The organism is Methanosarcina sp. WWM596 (assembly GCF_000969965.1).
Classification (GTDB): domain Archaea; phylum Halobacteriota; class Methanosarcinia; order Methanosarcinales; family Methanosarcinaceae; genus Methanosarcina.
Map to the genome: position 1 here is coordinate 2,551,419 of NZ_CP009503.1, position 17,498 is coordinate 2,568,916.

General features: G+C 44.9%; 18 protein-coding genes. 9 read left to right on the forward strand and 9 right to left on the reverse strand.

Annotation, left to right across the window (positions count from 1 at the left end; genetic code table 11):
• Positions 1–288: 288 nt before the first annotated feature.
• Positions 289–1,575, forward strand: coding sequence for a phosphomethylpyrimidine synthase ThiC (thiC, locus tag MSWHS_RS11110; RefSeq protein ID WP_048129878.1), 1,287 nt, complete (start codon positions 289–291; stop codon positions 1,573–1,575).
• 145 nt (positions 1,576–1,720) lie between these two features.
• Here the strand turns inward: thiC and MSWHS_RS11115 are convergent, their stop codons facing one another.
• Complete coding sequence (locus tag MSWHS_RS11115; protein ID WP_048159637.1) at positions 1,721–2,827, reverse strand: outer membrane lipoprotein-sorting protein; 1,107 nt, start codon at positions 2,825–2,827, stop codon at positions 1,721–1,723.
• Between the two features lie 74 nt (positions 2,828–2,901).
• Entirely contained in the window at positions 2,902–3,819 is a 918-nt protein-coding gene (locus MSWHS_RS11120; RefSeq protein WP_156151221.1) for an outer membrane lipoprotein carrier protein LolA, read from the reverse strand.
• Between the two features lie 367 nt (positions 3,820–4,186).
• Between MSWHS_RS11120 and MSWHS_RS11125 the strand changes: the two genes are divergently transcribed.
• The gene (locus MSWHS_RS11125; protein WP_231585399.1) at positions 4,187–6,223 is read left to right on the forward strand and encodes a M3 family oligoendopeptidase; all 2,037 of its coding nucleotides are present in this window, start codon (positions 4,187–4,189) and stop codon (positions 6,221–6,223) included.
• 232 nt (positions 6,224–6,455) lie between these two features.
• Entirely contained in the window at positions 6,456–6,932 is a 477-nt protein-coding gene (locus tag MSWHS_RS11130) for a methylated-DNA--[protein]-cysteine S-methyltransferase (protein WP_048159073.1), read from the forward strand.
• Between the two features lie 16 nt (positions 6,933–6,948).
• Here MSWHS_RS11130 and MSWHS_RS11135 read toward each other — a convergent pair whose 3' ends face one another.
• Complete coding sequence (locus MSWHS_RS11135) at positions 6,949–7,134, reverse strand: hypothetical protein (protein WP_048129875.1); 186 nt, start codon at positions 7,132–7,134, stop codon at positions 6,949–6,951.
• Positions 7,135–7,212: 78 nt separating this feature from the next.
• Here MSWHS_RS11135 and MSWHS_RS11140 point away from each other — a divergent pair, with 78 nt between their 5' ends.
• From MSWHS_RS11140 to MSWHS_RS11150, 3 genes are all read left to right on the forward strand, one after another.
• A complete protein-coding gene (locus MSWHS_RS11140; protein ID WP_048159074.1) occupies positions 7,213–7,956 on the forward strand; it encodes an epoxyqueuosine reductase in 744 nt (247 codons plus the stop codon).
• A gap of 86 nt (positions 7,957–8,042) precedes the next feature.
• A complete protein-coding gene (locus MSWHS_RS11145; protein ID WP_048129873.1) occupies positions 8,043–8,831 on the forward strand; it encodes an S-adenosyl-l-methionine hydroxide adenosyltransferase family protein in 789 nt (262 codons plus the stop codon).
• A gap of 64 nt (positions 8,832–8,895) precedes the next feature.
• Entirely contained in the window at positions 8,896–10,392 is a 1,497-nt protein-coding gene (locus tag MSWHS_RS11150; protein ID WP_048129872.1) for a HEAT repeat domain-containing protein, read from the forward strand.
• A 235-nt stretch (positions 10,393–10,627) separates the two neighbouring features.
• Here MSWHS_RS11150 and MSWHS_RS11155 read toward each other — a convergent pair whose 3' ends face one another.
• Entirely contained in the window at positions 10,628–10,903 is a 276-nt protein-coding gene (locus MSWHS_RS11155) for a hypothetical protein (protein ID WP_048129871.1), read from the reverse strand.
• A gap of 642 nt (positions 10,904–11,545) precedes the next feature.
• On the opposite strand from MSWHS_RS11155, the gene MSWHS_RS11160 reads away from it, so the two are divergent.
• The 3 genes from MSWHS_RS11160 (at position 11,546) to MSWHS_RS11165 (ending at position 13,516) form a co-directional block, all read left to right on the forward strand.
• Positions 11,546–11,746, forward strand: coding sequence for a hypothetical protein (locus tag MSWHS_RS11160; protein ID WP_048129870.1), 201 nt, complete (start codon positions 11,546–11,548; stop codon positions 11,744–11,746).
• A 34-nt stretch (positions 11,747–11,780) separates the two neighbouring features.
• On the forward strand, positions 11,781–12,068 hold the full coding sequence (locus MSWHS_RS22360; protein WP_156151222.1) for an SUMF1/EgtB/PvdO family nonheme iron enzyme: 288 nt from the start codon (positions 11,781–11,783) through the stop codon (positions 12,066–12,068).
• A 269-nt stretch (positions 12,069–12,337) separates the two neighbouring features.
• Complete coding sequence (locus tag MSWHS_RS11165) at positions 12,338–13,516, forward strand: ATP-binding protein (RefSeq protein WP_082088182.1); 1,179 nt, start codon at positions 12,338–12,340, stop codon at positions 13,514–13,516.
• A 49-nt stretch (positions 13,517–13,565) separates the two neighbouring features.
• Here the strand turns inward: MSWHS_RS11165 and MSWHS_RS11170 are convergent, their stop codons facing one another.
• The 5 genes from MSWHS_RS11170 to MSWHS_RS11190 all read right to left on the reverse strand — a co-directional run bounded on the left by MSWHS_RS11170 (position 13,566) and on the right by MSWHS_RS11190 (position 17,294).
• Complete coding sequence (locus MSWHS_RS11170) at positions 13,566–14,558, reverse strand: radical SAM protein (protein WP_048129868.1); 993 nt, start codon at positions 14,556–14,558, stop codon at positions 13,566–13,568.
• A 62-nt stretch (positions 14,559–14,620) separates the two neighbouring features.
• Positions 14,621–14,878 carry a type II toxin-antitoxin system HicB family antitoxin gene (locus tag MSWHS_RS11175; protein WP_048129867.1) on the reverse strand — a complete coding sequence of 86 codons (258 nt, stop codon included), beginning with the start codon at positions 14,876–14,878 and terminating at the stop codon, positions 14,621–14,623.
• Between the two features lie 374 nt (positions 14,879–15,252).
• The gene (gene rpl12p / locus MSWHS_RS11180) at positions 15,253–15,564 is read right to left on the reverse strand and encodes a 50S ribosomal protein P1 (protein WP_048129866.1); all 312 of its coding nucleotides are present in this window, start codon (positions 15,562–15,564) and stop codon (positions 15,253–15,255) included.
• 50 nt (positions 15,565–15,614) lie between these two features.
• Positions 15,615–16,652: a 50S ribosomal protein L10 gene (locus MSWHS_RS11185; RefSeq protein WP_048129865.1), complete on the reverse strand. Its 1,038-nt coding sequence runs from the start codon at positions 16,650–16,652 to the stop codon at positions 15,615–15,617.
• Positions 16,653–17,294, reverse strand: coding sequence for a 50S ribosomal protein L1 (locus MSWHS_RS11190; RefSeq protein WP_048129864.1), 642 nt, complete (start codon positions 17,292–17,294; stop codon positions 16,653–16,655). It abuts the gene before it with no gap.
• Between the last annotated feature and the right edge of the window lie 204 nt (positions 17,295–17,498).

Below are 17,498 nucleotides of genomic sequence, written 5' to 3' on the forward strand. Positions count from 1 at the left end.
CTTTTTTAAAGTTATCCTGAGTAATTTCCATTAAACACAATTTTACTTGTCTTCTACTCAACTGAACTTTATGATCTTTATATAATAAACTTAATTTAATTATGTTCTGTAAATTTTCGATATCTATAGACGTTCAAGTAAAGTAAACTTGATTAAAATTAAAGTTGATTTTGTAAATAATGTTAAATATAATTACTTTCCTTTTATGATCTAATTCACAATTCCTTTACTTATGTCTTAATTTTGCATGATACTCTCACATAAAAATGAAATCTTGAGGTACTAAATATGACAATCGTGGAAGATGCCAAAAATGGAACAATCACCGAAGAGATGAAGATCGTTGCAAAGGCAGAAGGCCTTGACCCTGAATTCATCCGCCGCGGGATCGCCGCCGGAAGAATCGTAATCCCCACCTCTCCCTACAGGGACGTTAAGCTCTGCGGGCTCGGGGAAGGTCTGATGACCAAGATCAACGCTTCTATCGGTGTGTCCTCTGACATTGTTGATGAAGATATGGAAGTCCAGAAAGCAATCGCTGCCGAAAAAGCAGGTGCAGACACTCTAATGGAGCTAGGTACCGGTGGAGACTTCCTCGGGATCAGGAAAAAAGTCATTGACAGCATTTCCCTTTCAGTTGGTTCCGTCCCACTCTACCAGGCTTTCATTGAAGCCGCAAGGAAGTATGGTTCAATCGTGCACATGACTGAAGATGAGCTCTTCAATGCAACCGAAGCCCAGGCAAAGCTCGGAACCAACTTTATGGCAATCCACACCGGTGTCAACAACATCACTCTTGACAGGCTCAAAGCCCATGGCAGATACGGTGGCCTCTGCTCCCGTGGCGGAGCTTTCATGAGCGCCTGGATGATGCACAACGAAAAGGAAAATCCGCTTTACGCTAACTTTGACTACCTTGTTGAGATCCTCAAGGAACATGAAGTAGTCCTCTCAACCGGAAACGGGATGCGCGCAGGAGCAACCCACGACGCAACCGACCGCGCCCAGATCCAGGAACTGATCATCAACACCGAACTCGGCCAGAAAGCCCACGATGCAGGTTTGCAGGTCATCATCGAAGGTCCAGGTCACATCCCCCTTGACCAGATCGAGACCAACGTTAAGATCATGAAGGAAATGAGCGGTCACAAACCTTTCTACATGCTCGGCCCCCTCGCAACCGACATCGCCCCTGGCTATGACCACATCGTTACCGCAATCGGTGCATCCCTTGCCGCCTCCTACGGCTGTGATTTCCTCTGCTACGTGACCCCTGCAGAGCACCTTGCTCTCCCGAACCTTGAAGACGTGGTCACCGGAGTCAAGACCTCCAAGATCGCAGCCCACATCGGAGACATGGTCAAGTACCCCGAAAGAGCAAGAGAATGGGACCTTGCAATGGGCCGTGCCAGAAGGGACCTCGACTGGGAAAAGATGTACTCCCTTGCCCTCGACCCCGAACACGCAAGGGAAATCAGGAACGACAGGGCACCCGAAGACTCCGACGCATGCACAATGTGTGGAAACTACTGCGCTCTGAAGATCGTCAACCAGAACTACAACCTCGCAAAATAAGCAGGTACTGGTAAATTATATGAGTAAGGCTTTCGGGCTTTACTTTCTTTTCTTTTGTTTCGTCCTCACTTTTTTCTGTTTTTCTGTTTTTCTGTTTTTCTGTTTTTCTGTTTTTCTGTTTTTCTGTTTTTTGTGAATTCCGTATTTATTCTTTTTCCGTAATTGATTCCGCAATTCTCAGCATTTCGTCTTTTTCCAGGGAAGCGGTAAGACTCAGGTCAATATCCCCGATCTCCCAGCTCAGGATCTTCATGCTTCCCAGGGTAACGTACTTCCCTTCCGCCTCGTTGATCGAAACGTCTTCTGCAGAATTCATAATTGCAGCATCCGGGGCTTCGGTTTCGTATACGGTTTCCGAAAGGGAAATGATATCTTCCTCTTCGTTTTTGTATGTCAGGGAAACGGTCTCGCAGGCCTGCCCTTCAAGGGCTATCCGGCTGTTGTTGAAGACCATTGAATGGTTGAAGGCATAACCTTCGGGTAGGTACTCCGGAACCAGGATTTCAAATCCCGCAGATTCTCTGGCTTCTTCGAGGGTCGTTTGTTCGGGAATTTCAAATGAGTCCATGTCCACGGTCTTTACGGTTGCCCCTTCCGGCACCTCGAATACAAACTCGGAGTCCGGGATGCCCGCATTGACTTCCAGGTCGCGGATCTCGAGTTCCATCATCAGGTCCCCGTCGCTGTCATACATTTCATACCTTAGAGGCATCCATGTCTCTTTGTCCACCCAGAGTTTCATCCCATCTACAAACAGGAGTCCCTCTCCTTCCTCTTTCGGGTTTGCCTCCAGCAAGTACGTGGGCCTTCCGTCGATTTCCTCCATACCAAGCAGGGAGACATCCGTTTTGTTCAGTAACTCGCTAATCATTCCGACGTAATCTATCTCCCCTAATACCGGAGTATCCGGCATTTCTATTTTCATGACCGTATTTGTTTTCGGGTCAAAGGTCCACATGAACTCCCCGTCCGAAACCGCAATGGTTCCTGCTTCTTCTTCAGGCTCCATTGCAACGGTTTTTATCCTGTCCGGTTTCTTCTGCAGGATCCGGACTTCGCTTTCCTGTTTCTGATTCCCAAAATATGAAGTCATATGCATCGTATACGAGTAATCCTGGATGCTGGCTTCTTTTTCCTGCATCTGTTCTGCGATCTCTTCCGCACTGAGTTCCCCGGTACAGCCCGATACAAAAAGGGCCGGAACCAGCAGAACCAGTAATGTAAGTGTTGTAAATGTTTTCCTGTCTGTCATTTTCTTCACCACTCTATTTCCCGGTTTTCTGAATTCTTCCCATCCCGTTGAAAGTTGAATCCCTCCCCTTTCACTCAGGGGCAAAGACCTATGATGAAACATGAGGCCATCTGCCTGTCCCCATCAGGGCCTGTCAGGTTTTCAGGAGGATAGTATTTCCCGAACTCTCTGGTTTCTACCGTTGTTCCTTCCGGCACCTCAAATTCAAATTTGGAGTCCTGGATGCCAGTGTTGATTTTCAGGTCTCGTATTTCGTATTTTACTGTCAGGTTTTCGCTGCTGTCATATGTCTCATACCGGAGAAGCGTCCCTGTCTCTTTATCTATCCAGAACTTTTCCCTATATCCTGGCCGGGTGCCCTCTTCTTCTCCATCTGCCTCTTTCTCTCCACCTTTTTCGTCATCTTCCTCTCTTTTTTCCTCTCCTTTTTCTTCGGAGTTCTTTCCCAGCAGGTATGCGGGCCTGCCGTCTATCTCTTCTGTCCCGAGAAGGGATACACTGCTGTTATTCAGGAGGCCTTCAATGAACCCGGTACCACTGTTTTCTCCAGACTCTTTCTCTGCAGATTCTTTTTCCTCGGATTCTTTTTCTTCGGGTCCGGAAGTTTCAGGCAGTTTTACTTTTATGGTGGTGTTTTTCCAGGGGTAATAGGTCCACATGTACTCTCCGTCCGAAACCTCTTCTTTTTCAGGTTCTTCCCCTGGCTTTTTCGTTAGAATTCTGTACATGCCCGGTTTCTTGCACATGACCTCATATTCCCTTTCCAGGGCTTCCTCTTCAAAAAATAAGTTCATGTGTATTATGCATGAGTAATCTTCGATATTACCCTCCTTTTGCTGTATCTGGGCTGCAATTTCTTCTATTGTAAGTCCATCCTCTTCTGTAAGTTCCTTTTCTACAGTGAGTTTCTCCCCGCAGCCCGAGGTAAATAGGGCAAATGTCGTTGCGATAAGTACGACGATAAGTACGGGCAGTATTGTCTTTGTTTTCATTTTCTCCATCTTCTAACTTTTTCTTTATCTTTTTCTTTTTCTTTTTGATCGTTTTTCTCCTTTCTGGATATTTTTTCTATTCTCCATCCGTATGTCCAAACATTTAAACTCTGTTTACTATATCTCTCCTATAGAATGTTTAATAACGCTTGTCTTAATTATGCAATTCATGTTCATTCATTGGGGAATTTTGCTGGCTAAAATAATTACTATTTTTTTTAAAACTTTTGTCCATTAAAACCGGCAGTTTTTTATTCTACCTCTTAAATTTCTATATATCTTTTACTACGTTTTTTGGGAAGTCTGGACTTGCTCCTCCCTGAAATGGGAATGCATCTGTTTATATACAAATCGAGGTAGGAGTTCTATGAAAAGGGAGGTTTTTACATGGGTTGCGGTTCTCGGGATATCGCTGTTATTTTTTGTTTTTACAGGATGTGCAGCTTCGGCTGAGGCTGGGGCCTGGACACCTTCTGAAATCCTAAATGAGGAGTACACATTTGAAGAGCTTAATCCCAATGAGATTACGACGGAATGGAATGATTCCTACCTCTTCAGTGGCAGGGAAGCTGCTCAGGAAGAGCTTGAGAGGCTGAAACAGAGGTCTGTGGAGATCAACGAGACTTTCCGCCCGGAATTCAAGGTGCTTTCTGGGCCTTCTTTGCTAAACTACATTGAAACCGAAAAGGAGTTTTCAAGGTCTTTTGATGTCCTGTATATTTATGCATACACAGGGCTCAACAAAAACGTAAATGACCAGTTCTTTTCATCCCTTCTTGAGGATGCGCAGGATCTGGCTACGGAACACGGGAAATCCACCTCATTTGCCACACTAAAACTGACTTCACTCTCAACTGAGGAATGGGAGCAGCTCTTTTCCGAAGAGCCCGGGCTTGAAGAATACCGGCCCTATTTCGAAGCTGTCTATATCAGGTTTGCAGAACACAGGCCAGAGGACGAGATCCAGGCCGCATACCTTGCAGATATAGAGAACCAGCGCATGAAACTCCAGACCGAGGCATTTTCTAAGATTACAAATAACGTCACAAGGGCAGGAAATATAACCCTCGAGAGCGGAGAAGAATATGCAGTCAACTCCCAGTCCTTCTATACTCTGCTTTCAACAGACCAGAGCCGGGAAAACAGGAAGAGATGTTACGACCAGAGGTTTTACCACTTGATTGACGAATCGGACTCAATGGCGGCCCTATATTCTGAAAAATCCAGGCTTGATGACCTTGCCGCAAAGGAGTTGAACTATAATGACTCTTATGAAGCCTGCCTGTATGACCTTTATCTGACTGATTCTCAGGTTGATGAGATGAATTCTGTCTTCAAGGAACGAAAAGATATATTCGAAGGCTATAACGATTTCAGGAAAACAAAACTCGGGCTTGAAACCCTGAAACCCTATGACCTCTCGCTGGAGTTAACTGAAGAACCGGGAGAAGAGTATACTTATGTGGATGCTCTGAAAGGCGTCCAGAAGTCCTATGCCGGAATGGACCCCTGTTTCAACGATATCTTTCTGGAGATGGCTACAGGGAATTTCATAGACGTGTATCCTGATCCTGAATATGGAAAACAGCCCGGAGGCTACTGTTACGAACTCTGTGCCCTGCAGGCCCCAGCCCTGATTTTCATGAATTATAATGGCCTGATTTCGGACCAGAAGACCCTCACGCACGAACTGGGGCATGGGATTAATTTCTACCTGATGGGCAATTCTGTTGATTATCTTTACTGCACAGGCCAGATTTATGAGATGGAGATTCCTTCCACTTTCAACGAAGAACTCTTTGTCGACTATGTGGTCGAAAACTCCGATCGTGATACCGCTGTTGCCGTGTTCGCCCAGCATATAGGGGAGTATCAGAACTATTTCGCCTTCCAGCCCATGATCACGGAATTCGAATGGAAAGCCCACCAGCTCTGCGCTGAAAACGGGAATGCCAGTGGAGCAGAACTCAATGCTCTCTGGACTGAACTCTTTATGGAATATGGGAGCGATTCCATCGAATACTATGCCGAAGACTCTGCGACATGGACTTACATCAACCACATTTACCTGACAAATAACTACTACACCTTCAACTACGCGGTTTCGAAAGCAATAACCCTCGCTCTTTTCAAGCAGTATAAGGAAGACCCGGAGACCTTTAATGAAAACTACATAGTTTACCTTTCAGCCGGCACAACGCTAACTCCCGAAGAAAAACTGATAAAATACTTCGGAATCGAAATTAACAGGCAGCTTTTCGAGGATGCCATGGACGTCGTGGAGTTGAGGATTGCGCAGCTAGAAGAGCTGGAAAAGGATAGGAATAGGCCGAAATTTGAGTCTGCCACAGAAAGCATGAATGTCTATTCGGGTTCTTTCTGGAAGGTACCGGTGGGAGAATGATCAACTGGAAGGCTCAAGGAATTGAAAACTCTGAATGAATTAAAAACTTTGGGGCGCTAGAGGACATTTAAGTGCCCTCTGCCTCCAACTTCTTTTCTTTTTTGCTTATTTTTTCCCATGAAAGGCTTTTTCTGCTCTTTGTAGTGTCCCACGCTTTATGCGGGTCAGGCATTGAATAAACATTTCTACCATAAGCGATAGAACTACCTGTAACCGGCGGGAGAAACCAAAAATGTATTACCACATAGTTGAATCCCCAATTGGCCCAATACTTCTGGCAGGGGATGAGGACGGCCTGAAATACGTTAATTTCCTGAAAGGAAAAACGAAAATCGAAGTTCCGGATGACTGGGTGGAAAATGAGGATTTTTTCAGCGAAATTTCTAGGCAGCTTGAAGCTTATTTTGCAGGGAAACTCAAGTCTTTTGAAGTGAAACTGGCCCCTGAAGGTACCGAATTCCAGAAATCCGTCTGGAGATCTTTATGTGAAATCTCTTACGGAGAGACCCGGACTTATGGGGAGATTGCAAAAATCATTGGAAACCCGAAAGCTTCTCGGGCTGTGGGGTTTGCAAATAACAGGAATCCCATTTCTATAATCGTGCCCTGCCATAGGGTCATAGGAGCAAACGGGAAACTTACCGGCTATGCAAGCGGGCTGGATATCAAGGAATTTTTATTGAAACTTGAAGAAAACAATTTGAACTAAGAAAATCATAAAGATTCTATTTCAGTTCTCCATAAAACCGGTTTAGTTCTCTCTGAATGTTTTCAATTTTTTCCAATTGCTCTCTTTGAATGCTTTCAATGTTTTTCAATTTATATGCCAATTTCAAAAACAGCAATGGTATTATAAGATAAAATATTACCACAAGAGTGACCATTATTACTTCAGTAGCTCCTATTATCATTACAAATCCTCTCACTTTATATTATTTTAAACATATTTATTCTCTTTGTAAAAATACTAATACTCAGGAGGAACCAGTATGGAGTTCAAAGACAAGATTGAGAACATTATCAAAGCAGCTGTCGCAAGTACTGGCACTGAAACTCGATATCGTGAACCTCTTGTCGGCTATGCTTCAGCCGATGACCCCATTTTCAATGAAATGAAAGAAATTATCGGTCCTCACCACCTGCACCCAAAAGAGATTTTCCCTGAAGCAAAAACCGTGGTGTCCTTTTTCCTTCCTTTTGAAAAGGAACTTGTGGAACTGAACTGGAAATCTCCGGGCCCGGTAAAGGAATGGATTCTGGCCAAAAGTGAAACTGACAGCCTGGTCAGGGAAATAAATGAAAAACTCACTGTGGAGCTGGCGAAAGAAGGGGTAAAGGCAGTTGCTCCTCTGATGGTTTTTGACCATGATAAATCCGGTTTCGATGTTGTCTGGTCCCACAAGAGCGCTGCCTATGCTGCGGGCCTGGGCACTTTCGGGGTTCACCATATGCTTATCACGAAAGCCGGGTGTGCAGGCCGCTTCGGCACTCTGCTGATCTCTGCCGACATCCCTCCTACTCCCCGCCCGACAGAGGAGTTTTGCCGCTACAAAAAGGGAGAAAAATGCCTTGTCTGTGTGGATAGGTGTCCGGCCGGAGCTCTCAGTATAAGAGGGCTTGATAAGGAAAAATGTTACAGGCAGCTTAAGGAATATGAAAAAGCTTTTCCCGAACTTCATCAGATGGCATGCGGGAAATGTGCAACTGGACCATGTGCCATGAGGTCTCGCTGAATTCTGTTGATAATGGATTCATGTTGATTTTGAACTCTTGCTGAAATAGACTTATAGATGGAAAGACGAATTAAAAATAGAGCAATATGTCTGTAATCACCCTTACCACCGACTTTGGAGACCTCTACCCCGCAGCCATGAAAGCTGTTATCCTGGGTATGAACCCCTATGTGCAGATTGTTGATGTTACCCATTCCGTTCGGCAGGCAGGAATTCGGGAAGGGGCTTTTGCCCTTTATTCTCTTGTCCCTTATTTTCCGGCAAATACCGTGCATATCGGGGTTGTTGATCCCGGGGTCGGGACTTCCAGGCGTGCCCTTGCTGTAAAAGCAGGAGCTGCTGGATGTGAACAGTTTTTCGTGGGCCCCGACAACGGGCTCCTGATCCCTGCCGCTCGCCGGCTGGGGGAGATGGAAGTCTATGAGGTTACAAACGGGGACTTGATGCTGAACTTGGGGATTTCCGCGACCTTCCATGGCAGGGATATCTTTGCGCCTGTGGGGACTCACCTCTCAAAAGGTCTCCCGATTGAAGAGGTCGGGCAGAGAGTTTCGGATTTTGCGGACCTCGATTTCGGATATTTTGGAGTTGATGGACCTTTTCTTATGGGGGAAGTTGTTTTTACGGACAGTTTCGGAAATGTAATTACGAATATCCCGGAAGATGCTATTCTGAGATTCTGCACTTTTGGCTCGTCCGTGGAAGTAAATGGCAGAAAAATTCCATTTGTCCGGACCTATGGTCTTGCCAGGGAGAAAGAACCACTTGCTTTAATTGGTAGTCATGGTTTTCTGGAAATTGCTGTGAACCAGGGAAGTGCTGAGCGGCAGTTCGGGTTGAAAGACGGAAAACCTGTTGCAATTAAAATTATATAAGTAACCTCGCCCTCAGGCGGGCTAATATTTATATAATACTTTTAATATAAATTGTCCCTAAAGTATGAAATTAACTGACGTAAAAACGTACAAACTGGAATTTTTTTTCTTTTCTATTCTGGCTGTTCTGAGTTGTGTTGCTCTTTCCGGAAATGATCCCGGAACCGGGGTTGGAAGTACGAGTAATTACTTCTGGGTGCCTTCTGCGGTTATGCAGTCTATAGCCGCAGTATATGCTGTGTTTATTGCCATTTTTGCGCTGTCCTTGCAGAGGAACCAGAACAGCATCCATTCGATTGCAAACCGGTTAAAGCCTCCCCTCAAAATTGTATCCTACACGGCTGCCGGGAGCATATACCTAAATGGGTTGGTGCTTGTCATTTTCAGCCTGCATTCTCCCTCGGAGTTGAAGGTAGAGCTCATGCTTTTTGCTTCTCTGTTTTCATTAGTAGCTTCTCTCATCGCTATCGTTTATCTGTCCCTGGAGATGTTAAGTGATGTTTCCGGGTTAAAAACCTCTGCCGAGAAATTCGCCTATCTTTCGAACCTTCTCCTGGAGCTTGAGGGATGGAGCTCTTCAGGACAAATGGAACTTCGTGCCGGAGATGCGGAGTTCTGCGTCCAAGCCCTCGAAGACGAAAAACCGGAGGTCCGGCTGGTTGCGGCTCAGCTTCTGGGCCGGCTGGGGGATGAACAGGCAACAGATGCGCTCTTAAGAAAACTGACCGACAAAAATCCCCGGGTCAGGGAAGCTGCAGTAGAGGCTCTTGGCCAGGTCGGGAACGAAAAAACCGTCGATGTGCTTGTTGAGAATCTTGAAGCTAAAGATCCTAATTTCAGGTTGCATACTGTCCGGGCGCTTGCCAGGCTCGGGGATGAAAGAGCAGTTTCTCCTCTTGCCAAAAGGCTGGACGATACAGTCCTCGAGGTCAGGATCGCTGCAGCCGAAGCTCTAGGATACCTGGAAAGCCGGAATGCGGTAGATGCCCTGCTCAAAAAACTGGACGATACTCAGATGAGCGGCACTCCTGCAGAACTTCAAATGCATGCCATGATCGCTCTTGGAAATATTGGAGATAAAAAAGCCCTTGATGCCATTCTCTCCAGACTGAATGACCCGTCTCCCGAAATTCGAAAGCATGCTGCTGAAGCCCTTGGAAACCTGGGGGATGAGCGTGCTGTTTCCTACCTGGTCAAAAAGCTGGCTGATCTCAGCCCTGAAGTAAGAAACGCTTCAGCATATGCCCTGGGAAAACTAGGAGACAAACGTGCGGTTGAGCCTCTCATCGGAATGCTTGAAGAAACTGACCCCGAGCTCAGGATTACTGCCGTATACGCACTAGGAAATCTCAGAGCCCCACAGGCTGTAAACCCGCTTCTCAAAATGCTGGATGATGATAACCCCTGGGTAAGAAAGTGTGCCGCCGAAGCTCTTGGAAAAAGCGGAGATCAAAGGGCAATCGAAGTCCTCCTAACAAAATTAAATGATATGGATCCCGAGGTCAGGAGAGTTGCAGCCGGAGCCCTGGGAATAATTTCCGAAAACCAGGATTTCAGATAAGTACCAGGTAAGATCCATGAGTTCCTCTGGGTGGTAATTTCAAGCTTTTCTGACACTCATGGATCTTATACTCGTGAACTGATACTCGTGAACTGATACTCATGGGTCTGATACTCGTGAACTGATACTCATGGGTCTGATACTCATAAACTTTAAACTCAATATTTTTTCCTTCAAGACAGGTGCGTCTTTATTCCTTCAAATTCTTCTCCAGTAATTTCGTCCTTTTCATACCTTATCTTTGCAACTCAAGCTCAGACTTTTCTTCTTCCAGTGGCTTTTCTTCTTGTGACTTATCTTCTTGTGGCTCTTCTTCCTGTGGCTTTTCTTCTTGTGGCTCTTCTTCTTGTGGCTCTTCTTCTTGTGGCTCTTCTTCTTGTGACTTTTCTTCTTCCAGTGGCTTGTCTTTCTGTAAAAGCAACTTGATCATCACAATGGCGCCTGCAATAATAATAATCCATATCAGAATGAAGAGGTATGAATCTCCTCCTCCCATCCCGGAATCTTCCATTATTCCGTTTATCCTGCTCACCTCCATATTTTTATTTTACAATTTGAACTATACTGAACTATATTCTTCATTCGGGTATATTAGATATTTTTTTTAGTTCCGGAATACTTGCCCGATTTGAATATTTAGATACTTTATAACATTCGGGGTGAGCGCCCATTAGTTCAAATTAACGATAAAAATTCCCTCCTATATTAAGAACGCTCAGAACCACTCATAATTTCCAATGCGCAATTCTTTCGCACAGTACACAAAAAGAGTGCTTTGTGAAGGTGGAGAGGGTGTAAATATCAATTTACACTCCGTATGATCATATGGAAATTTCAACAAATATTTATACTGCTTGTCAGTAAGCGATTGAATAATGTTTACATTTTTCATAATCAGGTGCTTGGAAAATTTATTCCATGAATTTTACTCACAGTATCTTATGAAATTGAACTAAAGATGGAGCTAATTTCTTTGGCAGGCGATAAGTTAAATTCAGAGTCTAACTTGTGTAGTGACACTGCAACAGGAGAGGATTCACTGGGATTCCAACCTTACGTCGAGGCTATCGCAGAATTTCTTATTGCCAAGGGTACTTTAGCTCCAATTACTCTTTCTATTGAAGGTCAGTGAGGATGTGAAAAGTCTTCTTTCATGGAACAATTGAAAAAAGAAATCAGCAACAAAAATAAGTCAGGAGAAAAAACAAAATATTTTACTGTATGGTTCAATTCATGGAAGTATGACAAGGAAGATGAATTGTGGGCTTCTTTTGCACTTAATTTTATGGATGGGTTATCTACACAACTTTTATGGAAACGTTTACAATATTCAAGGCTTAATTTGTTTATCTGAGATATAATCAAACTGAAAAGTAATTTTTTAGTTATTGTTCATTTTTCTTGGATCATTCTTTCTTTTATACTTATTTTTTCTTTGGCATGATAACTACAATGGGGCTCCTTCTAATGGTAGTGTTTGGGAAGATGGAAATAGCTCTAACCGTATTCTCCGGGACGGCAACTGGAACACCAACGCCAGGAACTGCCGGTCAGCTAACCGCAACAAGAACTACCCCGGTTCCCACAACAACAACGTTGGCTTCCGTCTTCTGAGCTCACCGCCACTGCCCGAAGTTACAGTGTTTACGGATGCTGTACCAGTGCCCCGGCGGTGACCAGACCGCAGTCCTGCGCCGGTGTCTGTCGGACAAAGAGAATTCGAACCGCTGCCTCTGGTAGGGCTAAATGCTAATAATGCTGAGGTCTCGAAGGCGGTAGCGGTTTTTACAAAGCCCTTATTTTGTTTTTGTTTCGTGTTTTGCTTTTTGTGTTTTTTCTTGCTACTTTCTATTCTCAGTCTGCAATTGTACCTCATGTATATTAGTCAAATTTAACTACTAAATCATTAGTTAAATTTAAATATCGTCAAATTTAACTACATTATATGGTCGAAAAGGTGTTTGTGGTTGGAGGAGAAGTGGAGCCTCCGTATTTTATCGGAAGGGAGCGGGAGATTAAAAAGCTGAAACTGGACATCCTGGGACAGGCCCAGAACAATGTGATCATAGGTCCGCGCAGAATCGGAAAAACATCCCTGCTCGGAAACCTCAAAGCTGCAGTGGACACAGAGGTCCTCTTTGTCCCGGTCAACTGCCGGGAAATGACAGGTCTTGCCGATTTTTTCGGGGTAACGGCTCAGGCCCTTGTTGAAGCCTATGAGGAAAAACACAGGATAAGGGGGCTTGCCCGGAAGTTTTCCGGAATTTTCAGGGATAAAATTACGGCAGCTTACGGGGCTCTCGCAGAAATAGGGGGCAGCATAGAACATGTGGGGAAGGTTTACCTCAGGTTCCGGGACAATGAACTGAAAGGAGAAGACCTGATCGTGGAAACTTTTGAGTTTATTGAAAGCTTCTCTCACGAAAAAAAAGAGCCTGTATTGATAGCTTTTGACGAGTTCCAGGAACTCAGCCGGTTCAATGGCAGCATCTTCAATACGCTGAAAAGCCGGATGGACAGGCATCCGGAGGTCAGGTACATTTTCTCAGGTTCTTCCATATCCCTTTTGCATGAGATTTTCTTAAAGCCCGATTCCCCCCTCTACCTCATGTCCGCCAGAACCGAACTCAAACCGATAAATGAAGACGATGTTAAAAAATACATCCGGAGCCGACTCGCAACAAGGCAGATCGAAATCTCGGAACAGGCTCTTGAAAAAATTCACGAGCTGACCGGAGGCTTCCCCTTTTATTTCCAGAAACTCGGGTTCCTGCTCTACCAGGACGCCTTTCTCGAAGAAAAGAACCGGATCAGTTCTGAAGACGTAGATCTGGCTTTTTCTTCAATGCTCGACGAATTTGACAGTGAATACGAGGCCCGATACATGGAAAAATTCAGTGAGCAGCAAAAAAAGGTCCTTAAATACCTTTCAGCCGAAAAGCAAAGGCGTCTGAGCCAGATAGCTCAGGATCTGGACACACCTGCCTCCTCCCTTACCACCTCCATGCGGGACCTCTACAGCACAATGACGGTCAACAAACCGGAAGAGGGTCTTTACGAGATAACAGATAACGTGTTCAGGCTCTGGATTAAAAGGAACATCCTGGGACAGGTCCCGGAATGAGTAAATTCTATCAAGTTTTCATCATCTATCCTGATACGCAACTCGGGCGTTACATCCACTCGTAATGCATCAAAACTTCCGGGTTAAATCCCTGTATCAAACTGTTTTCCGTATATCCGAAAAAGAGGCAGCCTTCGCAATTCTGCACTATTTCTTCCCGCCGGGCTGAAGAATCTTCCCAGACTTTTTCAAACCCGTCCTTCATAACGTTTCCGAGGGGCTCGCGCTGCACACGGCAGGTTTCGGCAGTCCCGTCATGTGTGACATTGATAATAACGCTGCTTGCCCTGCATTTATAATCCATTTCTCCATCCCTTACCATTTTAAGGTAGGTTTTGGAGTTAATAATGGGATAGCCCTCTTTTTTCAGCTCGATTATTCTGTCCACAACCCTGCGGAATTTTTCTTTGTCGCGGATTCCTATTTCGCTCCAGATCTCTTCGCTGATTCCGGGAAACTCGTGTACAGGCTCAAATGATATTTTTACGCCCAGTTTTTTTGCAAGCAAAATAAGAGTTTCAATGTCATCCAGATTTTTTCCTGTGAGTACGCAGTTTAGCAGTATCGGATTTTTCTGTTTCTGGTGTTTCCGGACCTCAATAGCCTTTTTCAAGCCTTTCAGCAGGGTTTCAAAATCCATTTGCCGGATTTCTTTGTAGCTCTTAATTCCGTCTACTGAAACTGAAAGGTAATCTACATCTTCAAGTTCTTCTACTCTTTCGTAGAGCAGCTTTCCGTTTGTGACCATGGATGTGACCATCCCGAGTTCCTTTGCGTGAGCCATTATCAGGGGCAGATCCTTTCTGAGAAGGGGTTCGGTCGTCCAGGTATTGTAAACTCCGATACCGAATTTTTTTGCATCATCGAGCAGCTTGAATACCTCAGCTCTTTCGGGTTCTTTTCCGGTCTCTTTCCAGTATTCGCAGAATTTGCAGCGCATATTACAGTTGGCATTTACACCGTGAGAGAGGACAAAAGGGCGCTTTTTAATCCTTATCTGCCAGAGGGCTTTTGAAGCAAGGATGGGGTCAAATCGGGACATGGAGATCATTTTTCCGGTGTTGTTTATTCTCGGCTTGAAAACGAAGATACAACTAAAATAGCTCATATAACATTGAAATTAAGATTGCGTTTCGCTTTCAATTTGAAGGAATCCTTCAAAATTATGGGGTGGTAAAGTTCTTTTTTTGATTTAAGGACTTCCAGATGGGCTAGGATTGCTTCAAGTGCATTTCCCATTAGATCTTCAAGGGTTTCAAGGGTGTTCCTGCAGGTGTAGCAATCTTTGAGTTTTGGAACTGTGTCGATGTAGATCCCTTCTTCATCTTTTTTGATTAATACAATGAATTTCTCTTTTGTCATTCGAATTTCACTGTTCCTTAATCTGCTGCGCCCTTCAAGAAGTTTTCATAAATAAGTTGCAGAAATAAACATTCGGTGTTCGAATAATAAACATTCTGTGGTCGAATAAAAATGTTAGCTTTCTGCTAGTTAGCTTTCTGCTAAACAGAGAATTAACGAGACATAACACAGGTTTCTATACCATAGGTCTATACCACAGGTCTCTGTACCACAGGTTTCTATATCACAGGTCTCTATAAAAAAGGTGTCAGAACTAGTTGTTTGAAGATTAGATCTGGAGGTGAGAAAAAACCAGGGAATTTTAACATTATTTCAAAGTTTGTTAATTCAAAAAAAAGAATGCCCGCCCTGAGGGCGAGCTATGGGAATTATAATCACCCGAAGAGGGCGCCGAGACCGGCCATTCCATCTTCTTCGGAGGTGTCATCTTCCTCTTCTTCCTCAACAGCAGCTTCTGCTGCTGCAGGGGCTTCTGCTGCTGCAGGGGCTGCTGCTGCCGCTGGGGCTGCAAATGCGGCCTTTGCGATTGCTTCTTCGATGTTCACGCCATCAAGGGCTGCGACAAGGGCCTTTGCCCTGGCTTCGTTCACTTCTACACCAGCTGCCTGAAGAACGGCAGCGATTGCTTCTTCAGAAATTGCTTTACCTGCGTTGTGCAATAAGAGAGCTGCATATATGTATTCCATCGTTGATCACCTAATTTTCTATTATCGTAAATTGTAAATCGTAAATCTGTTTATCCGAAAAGGGCACCAAGACCGGCCATTCCATCTTCTTCGCCATGGTCTTCTTCTTCCTCTTCAGGTTCTTCTTCCTTCTTTGCTTCTTCTTCTGCCGGAGCTGTTGCGGCTGCTGCTGCGCTTGCGGCTGCTCCGAGAACTCCTCTCAGGTCTTCATCCACAGCATTTGTGTCCTTATCTGCGGCTTTGGATGCAACAGAGGTCATCTGGACATGTGCTTTTGCTAGCAGAGCATCCATGACTCCCGGTTCAAGTATAACAGCATTGACACCAAGGTTCTTTGCTTCTGCATGTGCTTTTGCTAGCAGGGTGCCGATTGTTGTGCTTGTCGGGTATGCAGTGTTGACTGAGAGATTGAAAGCGTTCTGAACTGCACTGATAATATCAGAGAAGTACTTACCTTCATCAATTGCAAGGAGTTCCGGCTCGTAAATTGTCCCTTCATCGTAGGCGGCTCTCATGTCAAGCCCTACAATGAGTGGGTATATTTCCAACTTTGCAAGCATGGTGGCGAGCTTCTGCGGGACTGCTTCGCCTGCTTTACAGACAACCTTAGTTTCCTTTATTGCTACTTTTCCGGCTTCTATTGAGGCGGGAATCCCTGCGCTCTGGAATTCACCCAGAATCGGACCAGGTGGGAAACTGGTGGGCCCCTTCTGGACAGTTATATCCGTAGGAGTTATTGCGCCTGCTTTGATTGGAGAAGGAGTCTTTGTCTGCTCAAGCAGTTTGTAAAGCTTGAAAGGACTTTCATTGGTAAATACCAGAGCAGTTTGTTTGTCAAGGTATTTGCTCATCTCGGGAATGGTTTCCCCGAGTTGGTTTAAAGCCCGCTCTGTGAGGGTGTTCCTGGAGACTTTGAGCACCGCAACGTCCTTAAGGTCCCGGCGAATCTTCTGGATCTTGGTTGCGAGAATGCCTTCGATCCCTACCATCCCGAAAACTTTGTGGGATTGGATGAGTTCCTTTATGTTTTTGATTTCATCCTTTTTCCACTGCGGGACGTGCTCGGTGTGATGCCTTTCTTCTGCCATTTACACCACCCTCTCTGATTTTCCCATGGTTGTTGTGACATAGACCGTTCTGAGGTTGTGCTTTCCCTTATCAAGGACACGCTCAAGCCTGGTCATAATAGTCTCAATATTTTCGGCAAGGTCGTCGGGATTCATATTCCTTCTGCCGACAGCCACGTGGAAGGTAAGTCTGTCTTTTGACCTGAGCTTGATTGCATTTTGCTTGCTCTGGATCAGTTCACCTATATCCTTGTTCGGCATGAGCGGGATAGGCATCTTGCCTCTGGGTCCCAAAACAATACCAAGGTTCTTACCGATTATTGGCATGAACTGAGTTTCAGCAATAAAAAGGTCGCATTCGTTTGCAAGAATCCTGGCTCTGTTTTTGTCAGCTACCAGCTCTTCGAGATCAACGTCAGAAATAACATACGCAGCACCGGCAGCTTTTGCCCTCAGGCCAACGTCACCCTTTGCAAAAACGCCGATTTTTAGCTCTTTTCCGAGCCCGTGCGGAAGAATTACTTCTTCATCGACTCTGTTCTTTGGTTGGTTCATGTCAAGGTTCTTTAAGTTAATCGCCAGATCCACGCTTTCCGAAAAGTTGCGTTTTGGCGACCCCTCAATAACTTTCTTGACAGCTTCCAGTATAGTCTTTTCTACCATTTTGTTCCTCCCCGTAGTGTTTGAACTTTATGTCCAGACAGCCGTTCCGGCTTACTACGGTGGTCGTAGTGACTCCCATCCGGGTCCTGTTACTCTTAACAGCAAACAGCAGCCACCAATAACTTCTGATGAGCTATTCCAGTAGAACACTGTTCAAGGCTCTTGTGCTATTAGTGGTATCCAATTTAAAACTATTGGTGTGTA

Coding starts and splice junctions, on each gene's coding strand:
- MSWHS_RS11150 (WP_048129872.1), top strand. CDS start 8,896: ATGAAATTAACTGACGTAAAAACGTACAAACTGGAATTTTTTTTCTTT.
- MSWHS_RS11120 (WP_156151221.1), bottom strand. CDS start 3,819: ATGAAAACAAAGACAATACTGCCCGTACTTATCGTCGTACTTATCGCA.
- MSWHS_RS11115 (WP_048159637.1), bottom strand. CDS start 2,827: ATGACAGACAGGAAAACATTTACAACACTTACATTACTGGTTCTGCTG.
- MSWHS_RS11140 (WP_048159074.1), top strand. CDS start 7,213: ATGGAGTTCAAAGACAAGATTGAGAACATTATCAAAGCAGCTGTCGCA.
- MSWHS_RS11145 (WP_048129873.1), top strand. CDS start 8,043: ATGTCTGTAATCACCCTTACCACCGACTTTGGAGACCTCTACCCCGCA.
- MSWHS_RS11175 (WP_048129867.1), bottom strand. CDS start 14,878: ATGACAAAAGAGAAATTCATTGTATTAATCAAAAAAGATGAAGAAGGG.
- MSWHS_RS11160 (WP_048129870.1), top strand. CDS start 11,546: ATGGAACAATTGAAAAAAGAAATCAGCAACAAAAATAAGTCAGGAGAA.
- rpl12p (WP_048129866.1), bottom strand. CDS start 15,564: ATGGAATACATATATGCAGCTCTCTTATTGCACAACGCAGGTAAAGCA.
- MSWHS_RS11125 (WP_231585399.1), top strand. CDS start 4,187: ATGAAAAGGGAGGTTTTTACATGGGTTGCGGTTCTCGGGATATCGCTG.
- MSWHS_RS11155 (WP_048129871.1), bottom strand. CDS start 10,903: ATGGAAGATTCCGGGATGGGAGGAGGAGATTCATACCTCTTCATTCTG.
- MSWHS_RS11130 (WP_048159073.1), top strand. CDS start 6,456: ATGTATTACCACATAGTTGAATCCCCAATTGGCCCAATACTTCTGGCA.
- MSWHS_RS11190 (WP_048129864.1), bottom strand. CDS start 17,294: ATGGTAGAAAAGACTATACTGGAAGCTGTCAAGAAAGTTATTGAGGGG.
- thiC (WP_048129878.1), top strand. CDS start 289: ATGACAATCGTGGAAGATGCCAAAAATGGAACAATCACCGAAGAGATG.
- MSWHS_RS11185 (WP_048129865.1), bottom strand. CDS start 16,652: ATGGCAGAAGAAAGGCATCACACCGAGCACGTCCCGCAGTGGAAAAAG.
- MSWHS_RS11135 (WP_048129875.1), bottom strand. CDS start 7,134: ATGATAATAGGAGCTACTGAAGTAATAATGGTCACTCTTGTGGTAATA.
- MSWHS_RS11165 (WP_082088182.1), top strand. CDS start 12,338: ATGGTCGAAAAGGTGTTTGTGGTTGGAGGAGAAGTGGAGCCTCCGTAT.
- MSWHS_RS11170 (WP_048129868.1), bottom strand. CDS start 14,558: ATGTCCCGATTTGACCCCATCCTTGCTTCAAAAGCCCTCTGGCAGATA.